General features: G+C 26.6%; 24 protein-coding genes. 7 read left to right on the top strand and 17 right to left on the bottom strand.

Annotated features, from left to right (window positions below):
- The first annotated feature begins 532 nt into the window (after positions 1–532).
- Positions 533–1102, top strand: coding sequence for an HD domain-containing protein (locus HH195_RS03560; RefSeq protein WP_058993099.1), 570 nt, complete (start codon positions 533–535; stop codon positions 1100–1102).
- Between the two features lie 52 nt (positions 1103–1154).
- Here HH195_RS03560 and HH195_RS03555 read toward each other — a convergent pair whose 3' ends face one another.
- The 6 genes from HH195_RS03555 to citG all read right to left on the bottom strand — a co-directional run bounded on the left by HH195_RS03555 (position 1155) and on the right by citG (position 5604).
- Positions 1155–1676 (bottom strand): hypothetical protein, encoded by a 522-nt coding sequence (locus HH195_RS03555; RefSeq protein ID WP_196371601.1) that lies wholly within the window; start codon positions 1674–1676, stop codon positions 1155–1157.
- A 233-nt stretch (positions 1677–1909) separates the two neighbouring features.
- Positions 1910–2773 carry an NAD(P)/FAD-dependent oxidoreductase gene (locus tag HH195_RS03550; protein WP_055258003.1) on the bottom strand — a complete coding sequence of 288 codons (864 nt, stop codon included), beginning with the start codon at positions 2771–2773 and terminating at the stop codon, positions 1910–1912.
- 94 nt (positions 2774–2867) lie between these two features.
- The gene (locus tag HH195_RS03545; protein ID WP_058993097.1) at positions 2868–3311 is read right to left on the bottom strand and encodes a MarR family winged helix-turn-helix transcriptional regulator; all 444 of its coding nucleotides are present in this window, start codon (positions 3309–3311) and stop codon (positions 2868–2870) included.
- A 175-nt stretch (positions 3312–3486) separates the two neighbouring features.
- Positions 3487–3678: a hypothetical protein gene (locus HH195_RS03540; RefSeq protein ID WP_055258007.1), complete on the bottom strand. Its 192-nt coding sequence runs from the start codon at positions 3676–3678 to the stop codon at positions 3487–3489.
- A gap of 121 nt (positions 3679–3799) precedes the next feature.
- Entirely contained in the window at positions 3800–4606 is an 807-nt protein-coding gene (pnuC, locus tag HH195_RS03535) for a nicotinamide riboside transporter PnuC (RefSeq protein WP_196371600.1), read from the bottom strand.
- A 131-nt stretch (positions 4607–4737) separates the two neighbouring features.
- Positions 4738–5604 carry a triphosphoribosyl-dephospho-CoA synthase CitG gene (citG, locus tag HH195_RS03530; protein ID WP_196371599.1) on the bottom strand — a complete coding sequence of 289 codons (867 nt, stop codon included), beginning with the start codon at positions 5602–5604 and terminating at the stop codon, positions 4738–4740.
- Positions 5605–5816: 212 nt separating this feature from the next.
- Here citG and HH195_RS03525 point away from each other — a divergent pair, with 212 nt between their 5' ends.
- The 4 genes from HH195_RS03525 to HH195_RS03510 all read left to right on the top strand — a co-directional run bounded on the left by HH195_RS03525 (position 5817) and on the right by HH195_RS03510 (position 9840).
- The gene (locus tag HH195_RS03525; protein WP_196371598.1) at positions 5817–7007 is read left to right on the top strand and encodes a multidrug efflux MFS transporter; all 1191 of its coding nucleotides are present in this window, start codon (positions 5817–5819) and stop codon (positions 7005–7007) included.
- Between the two features lie 160 nt (positions 7008–7167).
- Entirely contained in the window at positions 7168–8130 is a 963-nt protein-coding gene (locus HH195_RS03520; RefSeq protein ID WP_243278538.1) for a sugar-binding transcriptional regulator, read from the top strand.
- 497 nt (positions 8131–8627) lie between these two features.
- Positions 8628–9551 carry a DMT family transporter gene (locus tag HH195_RS03515; RefSeq protein ID WP_196371597.1) on the top strand — a complete coding sequence of 308 codons (924 nt, stop codon included), beginning with the start codon at positions 8628–8630 and terminating at the stop codon, positions 9549–9551.
- Positions 9552–9678: 127 nt separating this feature from the next.
- Entirely contained in the window at positions 9679–9840 is a 162-nt protein-coding gene (locus HH195_RS03510; protein ID WP_196371596.1) for a DUF1540 domain-containing protein, read from the top strand.
- A gap of 93 nt (positions 9841–9933) precedes the next feature.
- On the opposite strand, the gene HH195_RS03505 is transcribed toward HH195_RS03510, so the two are convergent.
- The 8 genes from HH195_RS03505 to HH195_RS03470 form a co-directional block, all read right to left on the bottom strand.
- A complete protein-coding gene (locus tag HH195_RS03505; protein WP_196371595.1) occupies positions 9934–10536 on the bottom strand; it encodes a hypothetical protein in 603 nt (200 codons plus the stop codon).
- A 2-nt stretch (positions 10537–10538) separates the two neighbouring features.
- Positions 10539–11054, bottom strand: a complete 516-nt coding sequence (citX, locus tag HH195_RS03500; protein ID WP_196371594.1) for a citrate lyase holo-[acyl-carrier protein] synthase — start codon at positions 11052–11054, stop codon at positions 10539–10541.
- An 87-nt stretch (positions 11055–11141) separates the two neighbouring features.
- A complete protein-coding gene (gene citF, locus HH195_RS03495; RefSeq protein WP_196371593.1) occupies positions 11142–12683 on the bottom strand; it encodes a citrate lyase subunit alpha in 1542 nt (513 codons plus the stop codon).
- Positions 12670–13572, bottom strand: coding sequence for a citrate (pro-3S)-lyase subunit beta (gene citE, locus HH195_RS03490; RefSeq protein WP_196371592.1), 903 nt, complete (start codon positions 13570–13572; stop codon positions 12670–12672). Before citE ends, citF begins: the two co-directional genes overlap by 14 nt.
- Positions 13572–13862 (bottom strand): citrate lyase acyl carrier protein, encoded by a 291-nt coding sequence (gene citD, locus HH195_RS03485; protein ID WP_055258028.1) that lies wholly within the window; start codon positions 13860–13862, stop codon positions 13572–13574. Before citD ends, citE begins: the two co-directional genes overlap by 1 nt.
- A gap of 43 nt (positions 13863–13905) precedes the next feature.
- Positions 13906–14922, bottom strand: coding sequence for a [citrate (pro-3S)-lyase] ligase (citC, locus tag HH195_RS03480; protein WP_196371591.1), 1017 nt, complete (start codon positions 14920–14922; stop codon positions 13906–13908).
- 35 nt (positions 14923–14957) lie between these two features.
- Entirely contained in the window at positions 14958–16112 is a 1155-nt protein-coding gene (locus HH195_RS03475) for an NAD(P)-dependent malic enzyme (protein ID WP_207750886.1), read from the bottom strand.
- 227 nt (positions 16113–16339) lie between these two features.
- A complete protein-coding gene (locus tag HH195_RS03470; protein WP_055258031.1) occupies positions 16340–16576 on the bottom strand; it encodes a TIGR04540 family protein in 237 nt (78 codons plus the stop codon).
- A gap of 218 nt (positions 16577–16794) precedes the next feature.
- Here HH195_RS03470 and HH195_RS03465 point away from each other — a divergent pair, with 218 nt between their 5' ends.
- Positions 16795–17574, top strand: coding sequence for a hypothetical protein (locus HH195_RS03465; protein ID WP_196371589.1), 780 nt, complete (start codon positions 16795–16797; stop codon positions 17572–17574).
- 109 nt (positions 17575–17683) lie between these two features.
- On the opposite strand, the gene HH195_RS03460 is transcribed toward HH195_RS03465, so the two are convergent.
- Positions 17684–20320 (bottom strand): cation-translocating P-type ATPase, encoded by a 2637-nt coding sequence (locus HH195_RS03460; RefSeq protein ID WP_196371588.1) that lies wholly within the window; start codon positions 20318–20320, stop codon positions 17684–17686.
- Positions 20321–20545: 225 nt separating this feature from the next.
- Between HH195_RS03460 and HH195_RS03455 the strand changes: the two genes are divergently transcribed.
- Complete coding sequence (locus HH195_RS03455) at positions 20546–22588, top strand: molybdopterin-dependent oxidoreductase (RefSeq protein ID WP_196371587.1); 2043 nt, start codon at positions 20546–20548, stop codon at positions 22586–22588.
- 23 nt (positions 22589–22611) lie between these two features.
- Here the strand turns inward: HH195_RS03455 and HH195_RS03450 are convergent, their stop codons facing one another.
- Both HH195_RS03450 and HH195_RS03445 read right to left on the bottom strand, forming a co-directional pair.
- Entirely contained in the window at positions 22612–22899 is a 288-nt protein-coding gene (locus tag HH195_RS03450) for a Dabb family protein (protein ID WP_055258039.1), read from the bottom strand.
- Between the two features lie 81 nt (positions 22900–22980).
- Positions 22981–24273 carry a purine/pyrimidine permease gene (locus HH195_RS03445; RefSeq protein ID WP_196371586.1) on the bottom strand — a complete coding sequence of 431 codons (1293 nt, stop codon included), beginning with the start codon at positions 24271–24273 and terminating at the stop codon, positions 22981–22983.
- Positions 24274–24512 lie beyond the last annotated feature (239 nt).

Genomic DNA, 24512 nt, shown 5'->3' with positions numbered 1-24512 from the left:
AAAATTCTTATATAATATATTTTAAAAATAATATTTTATTTATTCAACAAATAATTATGATTTTTTTATTTTACCCATAATAAAAAGAGATAAATTTTAAACAAAAATGTATAAAATCTATCCCTATTTATCTTTTCCGCTCTTTAATGTAACTAAAACTTTTTTTATTTAAATAAAAGCTAATTTAACATTTATCCGATCTAGTGTAACTAAAACTAATTTAAACCCCTACAAAATAAAAAATATTACATTTTTTTATAATTAATGATTAAATTTCTTTTATTTCTACATATTTATAATACATCTTTTTAAATTATAAGTAAAATAAATATTTTTTATATATAACATAGTAATTTACCTATGAAAATAAGTTCTATTTACATATTTTTAGCATTTAATAAAAACTTATAACTTTTTATTATAAATCTTATTGTATTTGACTACTTTTTAGTACATAATAAATATAAATTAATTATAACCTAGTAATATACTAATAAATATTACTTAGCAATTATAAACTAGGAGGTAAATATTGTCTGACTTTTCTATTAAGGATGTTTTATACTTAAGTAGCGAATATTGTTCTGAAAAAACTATAAACCACCACATTAGAGTTTGTAAATTTTCTTTGTTGCTATTTAATTCACTAAAAGATCCTTATTCTTTAACTGAAGATGAAAAATTAATTCTTATAGGTTCTAGTCTTCTTCATGATATAGGAAAATATATAGATGACAAAGACCATCACAAATATTCAAAAAATATAATTTTAGGAGATAAAAGATTTTATTATCTTTTTAAAGATTTGACAATGCCTATATCAATAGTGGCTTGTAGTCATAGAAAATTTATTTCTAACGATGCAAAAATTTCAAAAGACTTTAGTTATGATTCTTTGCTAAAGATTATATCTATTTTAAGAGTTTGCGATTCTATTGATTATTACAAGGATGATTCATTTGAAATTAATGATATATGTATTAATCCATATGAAATAGTTCTAAATGTTAATTTTAGGTGCAATAAAGAGTTCTTAAAAAATTTTCATATGAAAAAAATATTATTTGAAAATACATTTAGAAAAGTTTTAACTGTTTGTTAAGTAAAAAATTAAGGCTGCAAAAAATTTTACAGTCTTAATTTTACTATCTATCTTATAAATCATTTAAAATAGCTTCTAATTTTTTATCTAATTCTAAATCATCCATAAAATCTATCTTTTCATCGTCTTTAGCTATATTTTCTGTTACCTCTTCTATAACTTCTTCTTCATTTACATTTTCATTATTTCTATTTAAGAATTCATTTAAGTCAGTATAGCTACTCTTTGCAAATTCTAGGAACACATCTTCATCAACTTCAGCAAATTGTCTAGTATTTACAACAACTAAATCTCTAATCATAAGTTTTACATCTATTTTACCAACAACCTTGACCATATTTACTTTAGCAAATGCATTTAATATTCCTGCACATTCTTTATCATTATATATTATAGCATTATTAGTCTTTGGTAGTGTTTGTCTAGAATCAAGAGTAGCTACTAAATAAAATTCCCCTTCTTCATCATATAATTCTAATGCAAGGTTATTAGTATTTAAATATCTTTCCATTGCACAAGTTAAATTTAAGCCATCCCAAGAAATTTTTTTATTAAATATTTTTACAGTAGCCATAACTTAAGCCTTCTTTCTTTTTTAAATTTAATACTTATTTATGTATTATAATATTATCACATTTTAAACAATTATATTAATCTTACATATATATTATATATAAAATTTTAACTTAGTAAATAATAAAGAATTTTTTGTTCAAAAAAATATATTTTTATATAAAAAATAACAGACCACGCCAAAACATTATATATTTAACAAATTTTAGCATAGTCTATTATTAAAATTCTTAACTAATTACTTTTTTTTAACTTTTCTAAATAAGAAACTGCACTTAAAGCTGCAACTAATCCTTCACCAGCACCCTTTATATATTGATATGGTTTTCCAACTATATCTCCTGCTGCAAAACACCCTTTAATATTTGTAGCCATTGTTCTATCAACCTTTATATGACCACCCTCTACTTCAAGACCTGGCATTAATTGATTTGGTGCTATACTATCTTTTAAAAAGAATACCCCATCAACCTTCACTTCTTTATCCTTGAAAATAAGCCTATTAACTAAATTTTCACCTGCAACTTCTATTGGTTTTTCCTTTATTATTTCTATATTATCATTTAAATCTTTCTCTCCATTATACATAGGAACAAAATAAACTTTCGATGCAAGTTCACTTACATAATTTGCTTCTTCTGCTGCTTCATGATTATAACCAACCACAGCCACTATTTTATTTTTATAAAGAGGTGCATCACAAGTTGCACAGTATCCAACTCCTCTTCCTAAAAATTGCTCTTCTCCTTTTATAGGTCTTGTAAATTCAACTCCAGTAGCAAGAATTACTGTTGATGCTTCGTACATTTTTTCATTAACCATTAGAGCAAAATAATCACCCATAGCATAAATATTATTAATTCTCTCTTCTGTTATTGTTATACCCATCTTTTCTATATGCTCAGTAAAATGTTCTTTAAGAGCCTTACCGTCTAAGCCCGGAAGCCCAAGATAATTATTAATCTTTGGTGCTTTATTTACTTTTCCACTTAACTCCTTTGTTCCAAAAACTATTATATTTTTATTTCTAATTTTTCCATTTATAGCTGCTGAAAGTCCTGCTGGGCCACTTCCAACTATTGCAATATCATATCTCATTTATTATTCCTCCTATAACTTTAATTATTAATTTTATTTTGTCATTTTTTATATATAACTATTATTAAATTTAATATTTATTTCAAGTTAAACTTTATTCACAATATTTTTCTATTTTCTCTAATTTATTTAAAAAATCATTAAATTCTTTCATATAATGAATATACTCTTCATTTGAAAGATTTAAAGAACAAGCTATTTTATCTGGAATGCTTATCGCTTCCCCTTTAAGAGCTTCTCCTAAATCAGTTATAACAATATTTATTTTTCTATCATCTGCCTCATCCTTTACTCTTTTTATATAACCACTCTCCTCTAGCTTACTTATTATTGGAGTCAATGTACCTGTCTTCATTCTAAGAATACAACTTAAATTTTTAAAGCATATAGATTTATTTTCCCAAATTACAAGCATTACTAAATATTGAGGATAAGTTAAATTTAACTTTTTTAATAATGGATTGTAAAATCTTATTATACTTTTTGATGCTGAATAAACTTTAAAACACAATTGACTATCTATTTTTAAAATATCCATTCTTATTACCTTTCTATTAATCTTATACGATTAATCTTATACGATTATTTTACTACTATTATTATATGTAGTCAATACTAATTTGATACACGTTATGAAATTTATCTTATACTAAATTTATGATTAACAAAATAAAAACACACCTTAAAATTTAAGGTGTGTTTTTTTATATGTACTACATTCTTTCTTTAACCATTGCAAAAAATTCTTCTTCACTATTTGCTTGAACTAATTCATCATTTATAAATGCTGTAAACTCATCTCCGCATTGTGCAATGCAGTTATCATCTACATTATTTTCTCCAACTAAAGCTTTTAATTTTTCCATATCAACTCCTGAACAAGCAGGACATATTCTTATTTCCATTGTTATTCCTCCTAAAACTAATATTTTATGACTATTATAAATTAAAAAATAATTATTATCAAGTAATTATTTTTTAATTTAACTATTTACTAGAAAATAATTAAATTTTATTTTATAATTATTATCCTCTCTGTCTTTTATTATACATCTTTCTCCAAAGATAGAATCCATAAATTGCTCCAACCCCGTATTGTACCCAATTTATCATTCCTGAAAAATCACTAACTATTATAGATGCTGTAATATTACTTGTCTCAAATAAACTTTGTATAAACAATACAACTCCTATATTACAAATAATCCAAAAATACCATTGTTCTATGTATCTTAAAGAAGTTAAAATCATAGCCATTACTGTTAAAACTGTTGTTAATGAATCCATAACAGGTGATGCATCTGGTGAGATAGTAACACCAAATACTGCTGATGCTATGTTTGGCAAATTAACTAATAAAAGATAATAAAGTCCCCAACAAATAAATAGTGCTATTATAGTTATTATCCATTTTTTGGCTGTAAATTTTTTTATTTGAATTTCTTTATTTTTTGATTTTGCTAAATTTCTCTTCCAAGCAATAAGCCCTGCAATTTGTATTGGAAGAAGTAATATTATATTTTGAATTACTTGCCCATATAAAGCATTTTCCCATGACACCCATCCATATGTAATAGTGTTAGTTAATAAAAAAGCATAAAGTATAATTTCTGCCCTAGCTTGATATATAGATGCTATTACTCCACTTATTGAACATATAAAACCAATTATCCCCAAAAGAGTAAAAACCGAGTTCCATCCTTGTCCCATAAGTACTGGACTAATAAAAGAAAAAACACTTGCTACCCCAAATATAACTAAAAACCATTTTTGAAATGTTGATAGCGTTGTCCAAAAGTTCGTGCTTTTTACGTTATAGTTATTATTTTCCATAATAAACTCCTTATATTTATTAATTCTTTTTACAAACATGAACAATTATATTATATTTTTATAAAATATTCAATATTGTTATTTATAAATACCACATTTTATTTATCATTTTCTCTCTAATGTTCGTTATACTATAAATTTTTCATATATCTTTTAATAAAGTATAAAAATATAGTAACTCCTAAAATATCTGCACTTCCCCCAGGGCTTATATTTTTACTTATAAAATCATCATTTAATTTACTTATCATTTTTTTCCCAAAATCAGTCTTCATTCCACCTAAATTCATAATTTCTTTTGATACATTTTTTACATAGTTTAATCCTTCTATTCCAGTCCTATGTATAACAGTTGAATCATCACAAAATTGCATTATTCCAATGAGAGTATGTACAAGTCTTTCATTTTCCTCTAAATATAAACTATTTTCGTATAAATCTAGTCCATAGTTAAAAGCTAATGGAATTCCATCTTCTACCTCTCCTCTTATCCCAGTTATTCCATATTGTAAGTACAATTTTTCTCCATGAGTTATTTTTTTCTTTTTTTCTAGATTTTTAAAATCATTTTTAACTATTCCTTTACACATACTTTTTATTATATTTTGAATATCATAAAAATCTTTTTTATGGTATATTGCATAACTAGACGCCGCTATACAAATCCCTATTAAAAATATCATTCCTTTATGAGTATTTACATTTTTCGTAGAATTAAACATAGCTTTCTCGGCTTTAATACCTATTTTTTTTATATTTAAAAATATTTTAGATAATTCTTCTTCCTTCATTCCTTCATTCGCAAAAAGAGCCAAATATTTAGTTATTGCAAATGTACTATCTATAAATGTATAGTAATTCATATCATCATGAGAACCTGAAGATACTGGTGATACAAGACCTGGAGATGGAAAACAAGACACTTCATATAAAATAGCTTTTGCAGCTAAAGATGCTATATCTAAACAAATTTCATTTAAACTTAATACATTATCCATATTCTTCTCCTTAATAATAATTTTTTACAACTATTTAAAAGTATACATTAATTTTAAAATAATATTTATATTTTTGACTTATATATTTTATTTATATATCTGATAAAAACATATATTATACATATGTATTATTTAGTTTTATACTATATTTATGTGTTTACTAATAAACTATTTAAAATTAACTTATTTAAGAAAGGAATAGATTTAATTATATGGAAATATGGAAAAGAAATTTATTTGTATGTTGGTTTGGAGCTTTTATAACTGCAATTGGTCTAAGTCAAATAGCTCCTTTTTTACCTGTATATATAAAAGATTTAGGAGTAGAAAATGCTCATAACGTTGATATACTCTCTGGAATCTGTTTTGGTATTACTTTTTTGATATCTGCAATTGTATCCCCTATGTGGGCTAAAATGTCTGATAAGCATGGAAGAAAACCAATGCTTTTAAGGGCAAGTATCGGAATGGCAATTGTAATATTTTTGATGGGATTTTCCCAAAATGTATATGAGCTAACTATATTAAGAGCTCTTCAAGGTGCAGTTTCTGGTTATACTACAGCATGCATAACTTTAGTAGCCACTCAAACTAATAAAAATCATGTTGGTTGGGCTCTTGGAGTTTTATCAACAGCCACAGTATCTGGATCTCTTGTTGGACCTTTAGTTGGTGGATATTTAGCTGATACTATCGGAATTAGAAATGTTTTTTTTGTTATAGGTATTTTATTATTTATAACTTTTATTGCTACAATTATCTTTGTTAAAGAAAAATTTGAAGTTATTAAAACAAGCAATTTAAAATTTAAAGAGGTATGGAAAATGGTTCCTGAACCTGCTCTTATAATTTCACTATTTACAACAAGTTTTATATTAAGAACAGCTCTATACTCTATAGAACCTATGATGACACAATATATATCAACCCTTACCACTAATACATACAATGTAGTTTTAATATCTGGAATAGCATTTTCTGCAACAGGTCTTGGAAGCATCTTAGCAGCACCTGCCCTTGGAAAACTCTCAGATAGAATTGGTACAAAAAAAATAATTTTAGTATCTCTTATATTCTCTGCTATTATATATTTACCTCAAGCTTTTGTTAGCAATGCTTTTGAATTAACAATTCTTCGTATTATATTAGGTTTTGCAACAGCTGGAATAGTTCCTGGTATTAATTCAATGATAAAAAGGGCAACTAAAAAAGAAGTAACAGCTAGAGTCTTAGGAGTTAATATGTCCTTTCAATATTTAGGTACATTTTTAGGTGCAATTTTAGGTGGACAAATCGGAGCGTATTTTGGAATAAGATACATATTCTTTATAACAACTGGATTACTTTTAATAAATGCACTAATTATATATTTTAAAGTATATAAAACTTCTATAACTATTTAAAAAACGACTTCGAAATTTATAGTATTTTTAAACATATTATTTAAATGTTGAAAGCTAAAAAAAAATAATTTATAATTTAATTACATTTGTAAGGCAAAAACACAAATGATTTCAATATTAATTTTTTATTATTTAATATTGACTGTGAAAGGAATTTTTTATGATAGAAAATTATGAAAAGATGAATAAAACAGAACAATTATCCTTTTTAGCTGAAATATCTAATATGTATTATAATTTAGGAATGACTCAAAGTGAAATTGCAAATAAAGTTTCTAGTACACGCTTTAAAATAGCTAAATATCTCCAAGAAGCTAGAGAAAAACAAGTCGTTGAAATTTCTATAAATTATCCTAGGAAAAGAATGCTTGATCTTGAAGAAACATTTAAGAAAAAATTCGATTTAAAAAATATATTTATTCTAAATACCACTATAATTCCTTATGATGAAATAATACCATCTCTTGGTAAAATAGGTGCTAAGTATTTAGATTCTATAATAGAAAATAATTATATAATCGGAGTGTTATGGGGAAAAACTTTAGCTAATATGATTAAATATTTAAATCCTAAAGAAAAAAAATCAATAACTGTTTTACAACTTGTAGGTTCTGCAGCTAAAGATGATCCTTTAATTGATTCACCTGAACTTATAAGAAAAGTAGCAAATAGTTATGGTGGGGGGTATAAATATTTACATACTCCACTTTATGTAGATAATGAATATGCTAGAGCTTATCTTCTGCAAGAGCCTGTGATTCATGATACACTTTTTCTAGCAAATAAATCTGACATAATTTTATCTGGAATTGGAACAACAGAAGCTGCATTTGCTTCTAGCCTTTGGTCAAAATATCTAGTCCATGACTTAAAACCACAAAACGCTGTTGGTTGTATATATGGTCATGCATATGACATTAATGGAAAACTAATTAACTCCGATATAAATAAAAAAGTTATAGGAGTTGACTTAAAAACTATATTAAATATTAAATATAGAATAGCCATAGCTTCTGGAAAATTAAAAGCCGAAGCAATACTTGGAGCGCTAAAAGGTAAATTTGTAAATGTATTAATAACAGATGAAGATACAGCATTAAAAATTTTATCACTTTGTGATTAATAATTAATTTTAATAGCTATCAATGATTTTTGATAGCTATTTTTTATTTTATCTTATAAATCTTTATAGTTATTATTTAAATATATAAAATTAACAAAATTAATTTTTTCACATGAAATATTTTATCACATTTTTTAATAAAAAATTTAAATCTTTAAACATTTTAAAAAACGTTATATTTAATCTCTTTTTTCTAATTTCTTTTATTTTCAATGATTTTAGTACTAATTTGTTCATATCAAATGAAATATTTTTATAAATTATTTTACGTTTATTTTTAACAATTGATATTTTATTTAACATTTGTTGACTTTTAAATTACACCTTGTTATAATTATTCATATAGTTAATGTAAATGTTTTACTTAAACACTACAAAGTAATAAGTGATAAAAATATTTTAATTTTTATCACTTATCTTAAATATTAATATATCTTTAAACAATAAACTTAATTGTTAGAATATTTAAATATTTAAAAATGATTGGAGATGTCATTATGAAAAAATATACTGGTTTTATTTTTATATTCTTAGCAGCACTTTGCTTTAGTACCCAAGAAATATCCGGTAGTTACTTAAGTAATATGAATCTTAATTCAATGCAAATTAATTCTATTAGTTATTTTATAGGTGCTTTAATACTTTTACCTTTTGCTATAAAAGACATAAGCAAATTACATCTAAAATTAAACAAAAAAGATATATTTTATTTTGGATTTTTAGGCATAATACAAGTTTCCATTGGTATGTCTTTAGCACAACAAGCATTAGTTTATGCAAATCCCGCCATAGTAGCTGTCATAATCTGCTCCAATGCCATTATAACAGTACCACTTGCTCAAATTATATTAAAAGAAAAAATGAATCCCAAAGCTTGGATATCAATAACCTTAGCTATAATCGGTATAATAATAATTTCAAACCCATTTTCACAAACAAATTCTCATCCAAATCAAATTTTAGGAATATTTTGTGCAGTAGGTGCTGCTATATGCATAGCTTTATTTAATGTATTTGCTACAAAATATGTACATAAATATGGTAAATCAGTAACAAATACTATTTCATTTCTTTGGGGTGCAATTTTACTATTTGTTTTTATGGGAATAACAGGTGTACCAATAATACATGGAATAACTTTAACTAGTTTACCTCTTTTAATTTATGTTGGTATTGTCGTAAAAGGATTAGGATTTTTCTTCTTTGTCGGAGCTATGAAAGAAACCTCAGCCATTACAGCAACCGCTACCTTTTATATAAAACCAATAATAGTACCTATATTGGTATTTTTAATAATGGGAACAATAATATCTCCAAGCACTATAATAGGAACTATTATAATAGTTATTGCATCAATAATTATATTTTTTATAAAAAAAGCAACCGCAAAACAAAAATTAACTGTTGCAAAAAATCATTAAATAAGCAAATCCTTTACTTTTATATATGTATTATTTTTCTATGAATAAAAATTAATAAATTTCACATAATAACAGCATCAAGTAACAAATAGTTAGTTGATTAATTAATAAAGAGGAGTGATTTAAAATGAAACATAATGAAAGTATAGGATGTACAGTAAACGAATGTAAATACCATTGTCATGAAGACAACTATTGCACTTTAAACAAAATAATGGTTACTAAAAACAAACCAGAAGCTAGAACAGCTGAAACAACTGATTGTGGTTCTTTTGAATGTAACTGTTAATTAAATTATAAAAGGTTTAACATTTTTGTTAGACCTTTTTATTTAATAAGATATTATCTACTTTTATCTAATCATAATAAAAATATTTTAAATTTATATATGATTAAATCTTTTATCATCTAATAATTCACTCTTACATAGATTATGAGCTTTTATTATATAATCTTTAAATTCTTTTCCCTTTTCAGTCTGAAGTAATTTAGAAAATTCTTCATCTATATGATTGCAAACTTTATTTCTATTTTCTAATATTTTTGCTTTAAAATAATATCTTTTTTCCATCACCATATCATATAATTTATCTACCATATTTCTTGTTTCATAAAACTCTTTTACAATTTCTTCTACATCAGTCATCAAGCTAACCAACGTTAAATCGTTATCAGTAACTTTAATCTGCTTTTTTAACGATTTATCATATCTTTCAATAGCTCTTTTTATATTTTTTTCATCCTCAGCATATTTAATATCCTCTTTAAAATGCATCATCATAACTTTAAAGTGAGCCATTATCTGAACCCTTCTAGCATCGAATTTATTTATATATGAATCAAGCATTACCTCTAAAATACTATTTACAAATTCAGTATCGTTTTTTTCTTCTTTTCTTAAATTATGCCTTTCCTCTATATCTAAAATAGCCTCACTCAACTCACCATCTTCATATTCAAAATTGCTTGTTCCCATAACCTTCATAATTAGTACCTCTCTATCAATTTATTTATCTTTTCTAAAACCTCTTCTATCGAATGAGTTTTATTTCTAGTGCATACAACAGCATCTTTATTACATATTAAACATTTTCTTTTTTCATATCCTAAATCAGACCTACTTAATTGATTTTGCTTTTCATCAAAAACATCTAAATCAAAAAGTCTACCTAATTTATTATTTTCTTCTATAAAAATTGTGATTTTCTTTGCAATTTCTAAATTACAATCTACAACAAAGAATGTTTCATATCCAGCTTTGCTTATATTTTCTCTCTTATGAATTACTCTTATACCATTATTATATAATTCTTTTTCTAAAGCTACAACTTCTATTATATGAGCTTTTTTATACAATTTATTTAGCTTATAAATGCCAGGTATATTAAGGGTACATGATATTAAAACTTTTTTATACTTATCTAAAAGTTCTCTCTGAATTAAAGATCTTTTTTCTTTTCCATCCAAAATTTCATTTAACAATATTATTTCTTCTTTATTCATATATCCTCCACTCTTCTAGTTATATATTCTTAAATGATATGAATAATTAAAATTAGGCTTTTACATTTTGCAAAAGCCTAATTTTAATTATTTAACTTGTTTTATAACATCAATTATTGTTCCATCCCTATATTCAACTAAACCAACTACTCTATCGGTAAATTCTATTTTTTCAGGTTTTCCTGTTATACTTTCTGCTTTATTTTTTAACTCTTCTATGGTAAATATAGGAATATTGGTATTAGATAGTTTTTGAATAATATCTTGCCTTAAAGGATTTACAGCAACTCCTCTATCAGTAACTACAACATCAATAGTTTCACCCGGTGTTATAACTGTTGTTACTTTATCAACGATTGTTGGTATTCTTCCTCTTATAAGTGGACAAACTATCATAGACATTTTAGCACCAGCTGCAGTATCACAATGACCTCCAGATGCTCCTCTTATAACTCCATCAGAACCAGTTATAACATTAACATTAAAATCTGTATCAACTTCTAGTGCACTTAATATTACAAAATCTAATAAATTTACAACACTTCCTCTATTAAATGGATTAGCATACAGTGATGCATCTATTTCACAGTGTCCTAAATTATCTTTTATTGATTTAGCAGCCCTTAAATCAAAACTTTGAACATCTAATATTTTATCGACTAATCCTTCCTCATACATCTCTACTAATTGACCAGTTACTCCACCTAATACAAAACTTGCTTTTATATTTTTTTCTATCATTGATTGCTTTATAAACCTTGCAACAGCTAAAGCTGCTCCTCCACTACCTGTTTGCATAGAAAATCCATCAACTAGATATCCAGAAGCTTCTATAACTTTTGCTGCATATTTAGCTATTAAAAGTTCTTTTGGATTTTTAGTGTATCTTGTAGCACCAGATACTATGCCTTGTGGATTTCCTATAGCTTCTACTTGAACTATGTAATCTACGTCTGTTTGACTAATACTTGCAGGAACATTTGGATACGGTACTAAATTATCTGTAATTAAAACTACATTTTCAGCATATTTTGCATCAATTTTAGCATATCCTAAAGAACCACAAAATGATTTTCCATTATATCCATTAGCATTTCCGTAATTATCACAACTTGGAACGCCTAAAAATGCAACATCCATCTTTATATCTCCACATTCAATAGCCCTTGCTCTACCGCCATGAGACCTTATTATAACTGGATTTTCCATAAGTCCATTTGATATTTCATCAGCTAATGTTCCTCTTAAACCACTTGTTGTTATACTAGTTATAACACCATCTTTTATATATTTAACTAATGACGCATGAACATTATTTAATGAGCTAGATGCTAATGTTAAATTCTTTATTCCCATTTTAGCTATAGCATCTATAACCATATTTAAAATATAGTCGCCTTCTCTAAAATGATGGTGAAATGATATTGTCATTCCATCTTTAAGACCTGTCTTTTTTATAGCCTCCTCTATACTTTCCAACATCTTACTATCATTTGGTTTAACTCTTTTAACTTTTCTTCCATACACATTTCCCATTTTAACTTCTGCAAAAGGTCCATTATATGGCTTAATTTCTCCAAACCCTTGCACTTTATTTGGTATTTCTCTTCCTATTTTATTTAACATCATCTTCACCTCCAAAATTAATATCTAAACCAGCTGCCTTTGCCAAAGATAACGCTCTTTCCGCTCTTTCTATTATTGGCTTATCTATCATTTTTCCGTTTAATGATACAACCCCTGAACCTCTTTTCTTAGCATCTTGTGCAGCTTTTATTACTCTAATTGATTTTTCTATTTCTTTTTGAGTTGGTGTATATATTTCATGAACTGGTTCTACTTGTCTTGGATTAATCACTGATTTTCCATCAAAACCCAATTGTTTTATAAGCTCTGTTTCTTTTCTAAATCCCTCTTCATCATTTACATCTGAAAAAACTGTATCAAAAGCATAAATTCCAGCAGCTCTTGCAGCTAACAAAATTTGACCTCTTGCAGTTAAAAGTTCTATTCCTTCCATAGAACGAGTAGTTTTCATATTAGTTACAAAATCCTCTGCCCCTATTGCAATTCCCATAAGCCTATCACTAGCCTTTGCAATTTCATATGCATTTACAACTCCTAAAGCGCTTTCAATAGCTGCCATTATCATAGTCTTACCAACTGGAATTCCAGCTTCTCTTTCTATTCTAGCTATTTCCCTCTCCACATCAATTATATCTTGAGCAGTTTCAGTCTTAGGAAGTCTTATAACATCAGGTTGTGCTCTAACTATTGCTTCTAAATCCTCAATTCCAAGTTCTGAATCCAAAGCATTTATTCTAACAACAGTTTCTACTCCCTGATAATCTATTGTCTTAAGTGCATTATAAACTAAAAATCTAGCACTATCTTTTTCATTTATTGACACGGAATCCTCTAAGTCAAACATTATTGAATCTGCTCCATATATATGAGCTTCTTTAATCATCCCTGGATTATTTCCTGGAACATACATCATTGTTCTTCTTAATTTCATTAGTTTGCACCCCCCCAATTAAACTTTTCCCCTGTGGCTCTAATTACAGCCGTTTGAACTCTTGCTTTTATTACACAGTCTAATGCTCCTTTATCATTTGCAGTAACCAAAGCATTTTTAACTCCTAACTCTTTTAAAGTTTCTTCTATAACCCTTCTTATTTGTTTTCCAAATTGCTTTTCCACTGAACTTTTTAAATTTATTTCTATTCCATTATCATTTGCCTCTATTGTTATAGAGATATCACTTGATTCTAAAGTTCCTGCCATTGCAGTATTTTTTATTTCCATTTTATTTCCCTCCTTAATATTTTTATTTATATAAAATATTATACTAATATACATTACTTAAATTAAATAAATAATCATATGTTGATTTAGGTACAAAATTTTTAATTTCATCTAAACAACGCTGTTTAAAAAGTTCTCTCACCTTTGAAGCACTAATTGCTACATTTTCAAATTCTTTTCTTTTTATTTCTATAAGATTTAACCCATATTCTTTTAATACTCTCTTCATGATTTTATTATATTCATTAGTGCTTTTAGAAAAAGGCTCTTCTCCAACATATCTTTTTGTTATATTTAATGATTTTGCAATATAACTTGAAAAAATTTTACTATCTAAAATAGCTTGCATTTTTAAAACTTCATTTTTTTCTCTTATAAAATAAGATGGAAATGTAGCATTTGATATTATATAATCATTAGCTTTATGTAAAACAACATTTTCTAAATCTGCAATTCCTTTTTCAACCATATTATATCTATCTACATTTGAAAAAAAAGATTTGTTTTCCCAAAGAACAAATACATGTACCAAATCATTTTCTCTACTCGCCTTTTCTATCAAGTATCTATGACCTAATGTAAAAGGATTTGCATTAATTACAACAGATGCTATATTTTCAAAATATATTTTAGGAGTTTCTTTTATCAATTTATTGCAATAATCTTTAATTCCATTTTTCTTGTTCTCAAGAAGAATTACTTTATCTTCAACGCTTTCTATATCATAAAAACCAAAATCTCTAAAAATCAAACTATTTTTAGGCTTAGTATATACAAAAATATGAGTGTATCCCCTTCTATATTGTTCATTTATAAGATTTGATATTATCTTATTAGATACTCCAAATCCCTTAAACTCATCTGAAACAGCTATACATTTTAATATGTTTTCTTCAAATGATCCTGTACCTATTATTTTATCATTATCATACAAAACCAAAGTATAATCTAAATCTTTATCTAAATCCAATTCATATTCATTTAAAAATTTTTCTACATATTTTAAAGTAAAATCATCTTTGTTTTCAATAATAACCTCTTCAAAATTGCAATACTCCAAAAACTTTCCTCCTTTCAACATTGTATATATATTTTTTACTTATCCTTAAATTTTATAACAGCCTGTGATACTGCTTGCACAACTTCCCTATTAAATACATTTGGAAGTATATAATCTTCATTTAATTCATCATCTTTAACTAAAGAAGCAATAGCTTTTGCAACTTCTAATTTCATATCGTCATTAATATTTTTTATTCTACCCTCTAATAGTCCTTTAAAAAGCCCTGGAAAAACTAAAAGATTATTCATTTGATTTTTAAAATCCCCTCTTCCTGTCGCTGTTATTCTAGCTCCTCCAAGTTTTGCATACTTAGGTAATATCTCTGGAATAGGATTTGCAAGCGCAAACACCATAGAATCTTTATTCATTGTTTTTATCATTTCTGTTGTCACTACATTTCCAACACAAACCCCTATAAATACATCCTTTCCTTTTATTAAATCCTCAATATAACCTATTTCAAAGTTTCTATTTGTTAATTTAGCTATTTTTTCTTGAGCTTTATTTAAAGATTTATCACCTTCTATTAATGCTCCATTTATATCACATAAAACTATATCTTTAACACCTGCTGAAAGCAAAAGATTTGCTATTGCAATCCCTGAGGCACCAGCTCCATCTATTACAACCTTTATATCTTCTATATTTTTATTAACTATTCTCAAACCATTATAAAGCCCTGCTAAAACCGATATAGCTGTTCCATGCTGATCATCATGGTAAACTGGTATATCTAATACTTCTTTTAATTTATCTTCTATATAAAAACACTCAGGAGCCTTTATATCCTCTAAATGAATTCCTGCAAAACCTGGCGATATAGCTTTTATTACATTTACAATTTCATCCTTATCTGTAGCATCTATAGCTATTGGATATGCGTCTGTTCCTGCAAAAGATTTATGTAATAATGCCTTTCCCTCAATTACTGGTAGACTTCCAAAAGCTCCAATATCTCCAAGCCCTAAAACAGCTGTACCGTTAGATATAACAGCAACACTTCTACCTTTTAATGTATAATCATAAGCCTTTTCCTTATTTTTAGCTATTTCTAAACAAGGTGCTGCAACCCCAGGCGTATACGCTAGAGAAAGTTCCTCCTTATTAGTAACTGGAATAATTGCCTCTACTTTTATTTCACCCTTATACTCTTTATGTAAATCTAAAGACATTTGTTTCACATCAATTTTCATTTGTAAACTCCTCCTCGTTTATAATAAGCTATTTCTTGTATTAATAGTATCAAAATTCTCAACTTCAGTCAACACATATGTTTTAAAAATTAACAAATGTTAAATAGATTTATATATTATTAATTTTTTTATATAAATAGATTTATATATTATTAATTTTTTTATAAATAAAATTATAAAAAAACAAGGCAATATATTGCCTTGTTTTTTTATTTATATTATTAATTATTCATTTCTTTCGCAATTTTATCAATAACTGCTTTTCTCTCTTCTCCTAAAGCACTAATTAATTTAACTGGCATAAACCCATCTTTATAAATACTATCCTTATTAGCCTTTATCATTTTTTCCACAGTTTCTTTTAATTTTTCATATGTAATTAAATCATCAAAATATAAATCAACTACATCTTTTAATTTTGTAGCAAGTTCTTTTGGATTTTTATATACTGCTCTCATATTTAGCTCCTTATACTAGTTTTATTTTAATTATAACATTTACATAGTAAATATAACAACATTTTTAAGCATATTATAGCATCTTAAAGTAGTTAGTACAAGTTTGTAAATTTCCCATCTAAACTCTCATAAAAGATAAATATTTATGGATATTTATCTTTTACTAAACATAAAATTTTTATATGAAACTATAATCAATTCTAGGAGATTTATATAATATGAAAAGAAGCTTATTTATAATTTCAACTTTATTTTTAGTATTTATAACAGGTTATTTTGTTTTTACAACTGACAATCTATACAATTCTGCCTTGTCTGTTAATTCTACCGTTTACGATAGTTCCACCTCCCAATCAGCACAAGAAGTAACAGATGGCCCTTCTTTTGATGACTCTGCTAATTCTACACTTACAAACTTTTTTAATTCTTATAAGGATTATTTTATAGCCACTCAAAACACCTTAGTTTATAACGGTTATGCAGAATATGGACATACTCTAAGCAATATGAAAATTGATAAAAGTAACTTAGTTATTAAATATTCTGGAAAAATGGCAGATGGATATGGAGAAGATTCTAGAGGAGAACGAACATTTTCCTTAAACTACATTTTTAAATTAGATGAAGCTGGTACACCTATGGTTTATGAACGAGTTTATAATAATGACTATATGTCCTCTAACACAGATTCATTAAATTCTATAATAAAAAACTATATAGTTATGTGGGGAGACCCTAAAGAAAATGACACTTGGAGTCAAAAAGTTATCTATAATGGAAAAGAATATACAGCTAAAACAGTTATGACAGATGTATCCTATACTAAATACAATTTAGAAACAACGATAACTGATATAGATGGATTTTATAATGATACCTATATAGAAAAAAGAACTTATGATAGAGGATATGGTTTAATATCCTTTGAAAACACACCTGCTATTGATGATAATGAAACATCTATGAATCTAATTTTTGGATATACACTTTCAAAATAATATATTTAATATTGATTTTAAATAAAGCTAAAAAATATAATATAAAGTATTTTTTAGCTTTTTAAAATCAATATTCTCTATGTCTAAAATTAATTATTAATTTAAAATATTAATGTTTTCTTCTTAAAATAAGCTTTTCTATTTCCATTATTATCATAGCTAATATAGATAAACCTAAACATATAAAAAACATTTCTATATTAAACTCATATGGTATAGATAATATACTTCTAACTCCTGGAAGTAATATTAATAAATATATTATAAATGTAATCCCCATTGCTCCAAATACATATTTATTTGAAAAAAAACCAAGTTCTATTGAAGTATAATGATCAGATCTTGCGGCTATTGTTTGAAAAATTCTAGCCAGTAAAATAGTTGAAAATGCCATAGCAGTTCCAAGCTCTGACGAAACTTTAAGCCCTATATACTGTGCTATAATTGTAACTACTCCAATTATAACTCCTCTTAAGATTACAATTCTCCCAATACCACCTGACAATATACCATCATTAATATTTCTAGGTTTATTATTCATAATATTTTTTTCAGGTGGTTCAAGACCCAAAGCAATAGCTGGTAATGAATCATTTATTAAATTTATAAACAAAAGTTGTATTGCAGTAAATGGGTTTGGTAAGTTTACAAATACAGCAAATAATATTGAAATTATAGCACCTAAATTCCCTGCAAAAAGATATGTTATAGATTTTTTTATATTGCTAAAAACAGCCCTACCTATCTCAACAGCTTTAACAATAGTTGCAAAGTTATCATCAACTAAAATCATAGACGCTGCATCTTTTGCAACATCAGTCCCACTTCCCATACCAATTCCTATGTCTGCTTGCTTTAAAGCTGGTGCATCATTTACACCATCTCCGGTCATAGCAGTGATTTTTTCTCTTTCTTGCCATGCTTTTACTATACGTATTTTGTTTTCAGGTGAAACTCTAGCATACACAGATATATTTTCTAATTTATTTTTAAGTTCTATATCATTCATAGAGTCTAACTCTTGACCTGTTAAAGCTATATCATTATTATCCATAAGTCCAATTTCTTTACCAATCGCAGCTGCTGTTGTTTTATGATCTCCTGTTATCATTATTGTTTTTATTCCAGCATTTTTAGCTATTTTTATAGCATCATAAACTGATTCCCTAGGTGGGTCTATCATAGCTGTTAATCCTATCAATGTTAAATCAAATTCATCATCTAGCGCAGGAACAAAACTTTCGTTATTAATCTCTTTCATTGCAAAAGCTAAAACCCTTAAAGCTCTATTTGAAAATTTTTCATTTTTAGCTTTATATTCATTTAAGATATTTTCATTTAAATCAACAACTTCCCCATTTACTAAAGCATATTTACATCTACTTAAAATAATATCTGGTGCACCTTTAGAAAACATTATAGTTTTTCCATCCACTTCATTAACTGTTGACATTATCTTTCTATCTGAATCAAAAGGAATTTCTCCTTTTCTTCTATATTCATCTCTTATTTTCTTAAAATCTATACTATTATTTTTAGCAAAGTTTATAAGACCAACTTCCGTTGGATCTCCTGTCTCTTTCCCTTCTTCATTAATATCTGAATCGTTACAAAGAATACTTGCTAACAAGAAATACTTTTCATTTTTAGGTGCTTTTTCTATATTAATTTCAAAACTATATTCTCCATCTTTACTTATATAGTTATCTACAACAGTCATTTTATTTTGAGTTAAAGTTCCTGTCTTATCCGTACATATTATACTCGTTGCTCCTAAAGTTTCAACAGCTGGAAGCTTTCTAATAATAGCTTTTCTTTTTGCCATAGTATTTGTTCCTGATGCCAAAACAATAGTTACTATAGATGATAAAGCCTCTGGAATTGCAGCTACTGCAACCGATATAGAAAACATAAAAGCATTTACTATAAGTTCTCCTGTAAATCCTACTCTATCAAAAAATACAGCACGCCCAACCTCTAAACCAAAAATAATAATAGCAAGTATCATAATTATAATCCCAAGTCTCTTACTAAATTGATCTAACTTTTTTTGAAGAGGAGTTTCTTTAGATTCTGCTTTTTCTAGGAGATTAGCTATTTTCCCAACTTCTGTATTCATACCTGTTGCTGTCACTATAAACATACCACGCCCATAAACAATTGTTGATCCACTAAACACCATATTTTTTTGATCTCCTAATGAAGATTCCTCATGTATAACATCAGTTACCTTTAAAACTGGTTCTGACTCACCTGTAAGCATTCCCTCTACGCTTTTTAGAGATTGAGATTCTATAACACGCCCATCTGCTGGTACATAATCCCCAGACTCTAAACAAACAATATCTCCATTTACAATTTCTCTAGCTGGAATAACTATTTTTTCTCCATCTCTTAAAACTTTAGCACTTGGCGAAGATAATTTTTTTAAGCTATTTAAAGACCCTTCGGCTTTTTTAGTTTGTGTCACACCTAAAATAGCATTTAAAATTACAACAGCTATTATTATGATTGCTTCAACAGCTTCTTTTAAAAACATTTGAACTATCGCTGCAATTATAAGAATTATTACCAATGGGTCTTTAAATTGATTTAATATAAGCTTTAAAGTTGATTCTCCCTCTTTACCCTTTAGTTCATTAAACCCATTTTGCTCTAGTCTTTTTTTAGCTTCGGCATTGCTTAAACCACTCTTCTCTGATTTAAATTCACTAATAACATCTTTATACTCTTTTTTATATATCAAAAAAAGACCTCCTCTCTAAAAAATAATATGCTGTAAAAATCCTATTTTATTTTTCCTTAATAATTAAAAATATATACACTTAAAACCTTTCTCTATATTTTTCTTTTTACCTACTAGTTTTAATGATATAATTATGTTACATTTTATATGTTATTTTTAATAATCTATCTATACTTATTTTTTTTAGATTTAATAACTTTAAATTATAATTACGGAGGATTTAAAATGAAAAAATTTAGTCATGGGTGTACCCTAGATTGTTTTGATTGCTGTAAATTTAATGTTTATAATGATAATGGAACCTTAAAAATAGAAGGTGATAAAAATCACCCTTATACAAATGGTTTTATATGCGAAAAAGGACTATCTCATTTAAAGAGATTAAATCATAAAGATAGAATCTACACACCCCTTTTAAAAATAAATGGTAAATTTAAAGAAATTTCTTTTGAAAGAGCACTAAATATAATGGCTGAAAGGCTTACATACTATAAAAAAAATTTTTCTTCAAAATCTATTCTACATTATGATCAGTTTGGTAGTGGATCTTCTCTAAAATCAATAGCAAATATATTCTTTAACTTCTATGGAGGAGTTAATAAAGCAGATGGTGGTCCTTGTTGGAGTGCTGGTATGCGAGCTACTAAATATGATTTTGGTGATGCAAAAAGCCATAGTCTTTCTGATATGTTAAATAGCAAGTCAATATTTTTATGGGGCAAAAATCCTGCAAACACATCAATTCATACACTAAATATAATAAAAAAAGCCAAAGAAAAAAATATACCAATTATAGTTATTGATCCAATCTTTAGTGAAACTGCTAAAATCGCTGATAAATACATAAAAATTATTCCAGGAACAGACGGTGCTTTAGCCCTTGCCATGGCTAAAATAATTATAAAAAACAATGCTTATAATAAAGATTTTATAGAAAAACACGTTATTGGCTTTAACGAATTTAAAAATTACTTAAACACATTAAGCCTTGATTATTTATGTGAAGAATGCGGGGTTTCTTTAGAAGAAATCATAAATATTACAAATATTTATATTAATAAATTTTCTACGATTCTAATAGGATATGGTGTTCAAAAATATATAAATGGTGGAAATTCAATAAGATGTATAAACGCATTAGCAGCTATAACTGGTCAAATCGGTAAAAGTGGTGGTGGAATAAATTATGCTAATAAAGTCTTTACAAGGATTTTAAACTTAGACCCATACAACAGTGAACATTTTGCAACAAATAATTTTTTCCAAGTTTCTAAAATATCTAATTTTATAAACAAATGTAATAGCTTAAACCTTAAAGAAGAAGGTATTTTTGAAGCACAAACTGTTGTTCATGATTCAATTGCCAATGAAAATAATTTGTATAAAACCCCAATTAAAATGGCTGTTATAACAAAAAGTAACCTATTAAATCAACTTCCTGATATAAACAGCTTGAAAAAAGCTTTTAAAACCATAGAATTTAAAGTGTGTTTTGATATGTTCTTAACTGATACAGCCTCTATATGTGACTTGTTTATTCCATGTACTAATACCTTAGAAAGCGAAGATATTTTATTTAGCTCAATGAGCAATCCCTACATTATATATAATGAAAAGGTAACTGAACCTAAACATCGTCTTATGGATGAATATAACTTTTTTATGGAACTTGCAAAAATTATGAACATTAAAACTTATCCTAAAGTTTCAAAAAAAGAATATTTAAAAAAGATAATAGAACCATTAACACATTCTAATAAAGATATAACATTAGATTATTTGAAAGATAACTGTTTTACTCTTCATAAAGATGTGGCTTGGGAAGATTTGAGCTTTAAAACTCCATCTAAAAAATATGAGTTATTTTCATCTTTAGCTAAAGATGAGTGTGGTCACCCTCTTCCAACGTATTTAAAAAGCAAAAATCACCCTAAAAACTTATTAAGACTTATCACAGTCCATGGAAAAGATAGTTTATCTAGTCAACACTTTATTGACAAGGGAGGCATATGCGAGTTTTTTATTAATGAAAATACTTGCAAAGAATTTAATATAACAAATAAAGAAATTGTAATACTAAAAACTAAAAATGGAAAAATTAAAGCCAAAGCACTAATAGATAATGGAATTCCTAATAACGTTATAAAAATATATGTAGGTTGGTGGGAAAAACATGGTAATCCAAATATTCTAACATCATCAAATATATCAGATATTGGTGGACAAATAACATATAACGATAGTTTTGTAGAAATAAAAAAAGAATAGGCAATTTGCCTATTCTTTAATTTTTAATATTCATAATCTACAACCGCACGCTTTGAAACAGCATCTCTAACCTTAGCTGCAACCTTTAAATGTTCTTCACTGACTTGGTATTTATTTAAATCTTCCTTAGTTTCAAAATCAGAATTTAAAACAATATCATAAGCGCTATCAGTTGTATTGAAATTTATTCCAACCTCTATAAATTTTATGTAAGGTAATTTTTCTTTTAATCCTTCTAAAGAATTTTTTATCTCTAATGCTGTATCATTGTTCTTCTCTTTTAAAGTCCACATTACAAGATGTTTTACCATTTTATCTCACACTCCTAATTAGTTTTTATCTTAATAAGAAATCAAATATACAATCATTATACAACAAATTTAATCATTTAATTAACTATTTTGCACTTTATTTCTTTTATTTTTTATAAGTATCATTATTTCTATGATAAAAGCTAAAATAATTCCAACAACTAAACCATTACTTAAAAGAATTGTAACAGAGCTTGGCATATTTGCAAAAGCTGTTTTAGGAAGTCCCATTATTCCTATACCAGCGAATATAGGTATGCCGACAGAAAAATACATATCTTTTTTATTTTTAACATTTTCAAGCTCTTTTATAGCTGTTCCAAACATAGCACTAAATATAGTAAAAATAGCTGCATATGCTACTGGTGTTGGAAGTGTTGTAAAAAATGCCATTATAGGTGTTATTAAGCTTACTATTATAACTAAAATATTACCTATTAAAAATGTATTTTTTTTAGTAGATTTTGTTTGGTCTATAAATGATGATATTGATATTGCAGTTATTCCTGCTGTTGATAAAAATATACCACTTAAAACTTGGTTAAGCCCCATAATAACACCTGAACGTTTTATACTAACATCATAAGTTGTTTTATTATGTTTTTCTAAAATTGCCTTTATTACCTTTATTGAAGCAAGCATAGTACTTATTAAAATAAATACTGCAACTATTATAGAAGGTATCATACTAAGATTTGCTATTGGCATTCCAAATGGGAAAGGCGTTGGTAATTGAAAAAATGTATCTACTTTTGCCATAGGCTTAGTTAAGCCTAACACATAAAATAATGCCCAACCAACTATTATAACTACCATAAATGAATATGGAGCAATTTTTTTAATTTTTCTAAGTATAAGAGATAAAATTACTAACGATACTGAACATGTTAAAACAGGAATTGATATAGTATTTCCTAAATATCCAATTCCACATAAACCTTTTACAAAGTCCATAGAAAGTTCTGCTACTAAAAGTATCATAAATGTCGCAAGCACTCTTGGACTAAATAAAACCAAAAGCTTATCCATAAGTCCAAATACGCTTATAAGCATAATAATAACTCCAGCGGCTATTATAGAAAATGTTATAACTCTTAAAGTGTCAACATTACTTCCAAAAATAGATTGACCTATTCCAGCATAAATTAAAAATATTCCAAACCAAAGTCCTGATGGAACTTCACTTATGTACAATTTATGTCCAAAAAATAGCTGAATTATAGCTGCTACCCCTAACATAAATATAGTTCTTTGAATAAACATCATAGTATCATGTGAGGTTAAATTAAAACCTTGTCCAACCGCTAAAGGATACACAACATTAGCTAATACTATAAATGCCATCCATTGAACTGACTGTAAAACCTTTTTCATTTTTTATAAGACCTCTTCTCATATTTAATTATTTGTTAACAATTTTATATTATAGCACAATAATTTTATAAGTATAACTAAAGATTTTATGTTTAAAATTACATGTTTTTGTTAATAATAACTTAGTAAAATATTTTTTAAGGAATGTAACATTTTATATAGAAGATGGTGCAAAAGGTCCTATGGCTGTAAATGTTCAAAAAATATAATATAATAAATCCTCGAAAACCTTGAATTTT

Origin of the sequence: Candidatus Sarcina troglodytae, assembly GCF_015708635.1 — a bacterium.
Classification (GTDB): domain Bacteria; phylum Bacillota; class Clostridia; order Clostridiales; family Clostridiaceae; genus Sarcina; species Sarcina ventriculi.
The sequence above is the reverse complement of the archived record's forward strand: the minus strand, read 5'-3'. Positions and strand labels throughout refer to the sequence as shown.

What these genes read in the sequence shown, in the direction of transcription:
- HH195_RS03555 (WP_196371601.1), bottom strand. Translation starts at nt 1,676, where the DNA reads ATGGCTACTGTAAAAATATTTAATAAAAAAATTTCTTGGGATGGCTTA.
- HH195_RS03550 (WP_055258003.1), bottom strand. Translation starts at nt 2,773, where the DNA reads ATGAGATATGATATTGCAATAGTTGGAAGTGGCCCAGCAGGACTTTCA.
- HH195_RS03545 (WP_058993097.1), bottom strand. Translation starts at nt 3,311, where the DNA reads ATGGATATTTTAAAAATAGATAGTCAATTGTGTTTTAAAGTTTATTCA.
- HH195_RS03540 (WP_055258007.1), bottom strand. Translation starts at nt 3,678, where the DNA reads ATGGAAATAAGAATATGTCCTGCTTGTTCAGGAGTTGATATGGAAAAA.
- pnuC (WP_196371600.1), bottom strand. Translation starts at nt 4,606, where the DNA reads ATGGAAAATAATAACTATAACGTAAAAAGCACGAACTTTTGGACAACG.
- citG (WP_196371599.1), bottom strand. Translation starts at nt 5,604, where the DNA reads ATGGATAATGTATTAAGTTTAAATGAAATTTGTTTAGATATAGCATCT.
- HH195_RS03525 (WP_196371598.1), top strand. Translation starts at nt 5,817, where the DNA reads ATGGAAATATGGAAAAGAAATTTATTTGTATGTTGGTTTGGAGCTTTT.
- HH195_RS03520 (WP_243278538.1), top strand. Translation starts at nt 7,168, where the DNA reads ATGATAGAAAATTATGAAAAGATGAATAAAACAGAACAATTATCCTTT.
- HH195_RS03515 (WP_196371597.1), top strand. Translation starts at nt 8,628, where the DNA reads ATGAAAAAATATACTGGTTTTATTTTTATATTCTTAGCAGCACTTTGC.
- HH195_RS03510 (WP_196371596.1), top strand. Translation starts at nt 9,679, where the DNA reads ATGAAACATAATGAAAGTATAGGATGTACAGTAAACGAATGTAAATAC.
- HH195_RS03505 (WP_196371595.1), bottom strand. Translation starts at nt 10,536, where the DNA reads ATGAAGGTTATGGGAACAAGCAATTTTGAATATGAAGATGGTGAGTTG.
- citX (WP_196371594.1), bottom strand. Translation starts at nt 11,054, where the DNA reads ATGAATAAAGAAGAAATAATATTGTTAAATGAAATTTTGGATGGAAAA.
- citF (WP_196371593.1), bottom strand. Translation starts at nt 12,683, where the DNA reads ATGATGTTAAATAAAATAGGAAGAGAAATACCAAATAAAGTGCAAGGG.
- citE (WP_196371592.1), bottom strand. Translation starts at nt 13,572, where the DNA reads ATGAAATTAAGAAGAACAATGATGTATGTTCCAGGAAATAATCCAGGG.
- citD (WP_055258028.1), bottom strand. Translation starts at nt 13,862, where the DNA reads ATGGAAATAAAAAATACTGCAATGGCAGGAACTTTAGAATCAAGTGAT.
- HH195_RS03470 (WP_055258031.1), bottom strand. Translation starts at nt 16,576, where the DNA reads ATGAGAGCAGTATATAAAAATCCAAAAGAACTTGCTACAAAATTAAAA.
- HH195_RS03465 (WP_196371589.1), top strand. Translation starts at nt 16,795, where the DNA reads ATGAAAAGAAGCTTATTTATAATTTCAACTTTATTTTTAGTATTTATA.
- HH195_RS03455 (WP_196371587.1), top strand. Translation starts at nt 20,546, where the DNA reads ATGAAAAAATTTAGTCATGGGTGTACCCTAGATTGTTTTGATTGCTGT.
- HH195_RS03450 (WP_055258039.1), bottom strand. Translation starts at nt 22,899, where the DNA reads ATGGTAAAACATCTTGTAATGTGGACTTTAAAAGAGAAGAACAATGAT.
- HH195_RS03445 (WP_196371586.1), bottom strand. Translation starts at nt 24,273, where the DNA reads ATGAAAAAGGTTTTACAGTCAGTTCAATGGATGGCATTTATAGTATTA.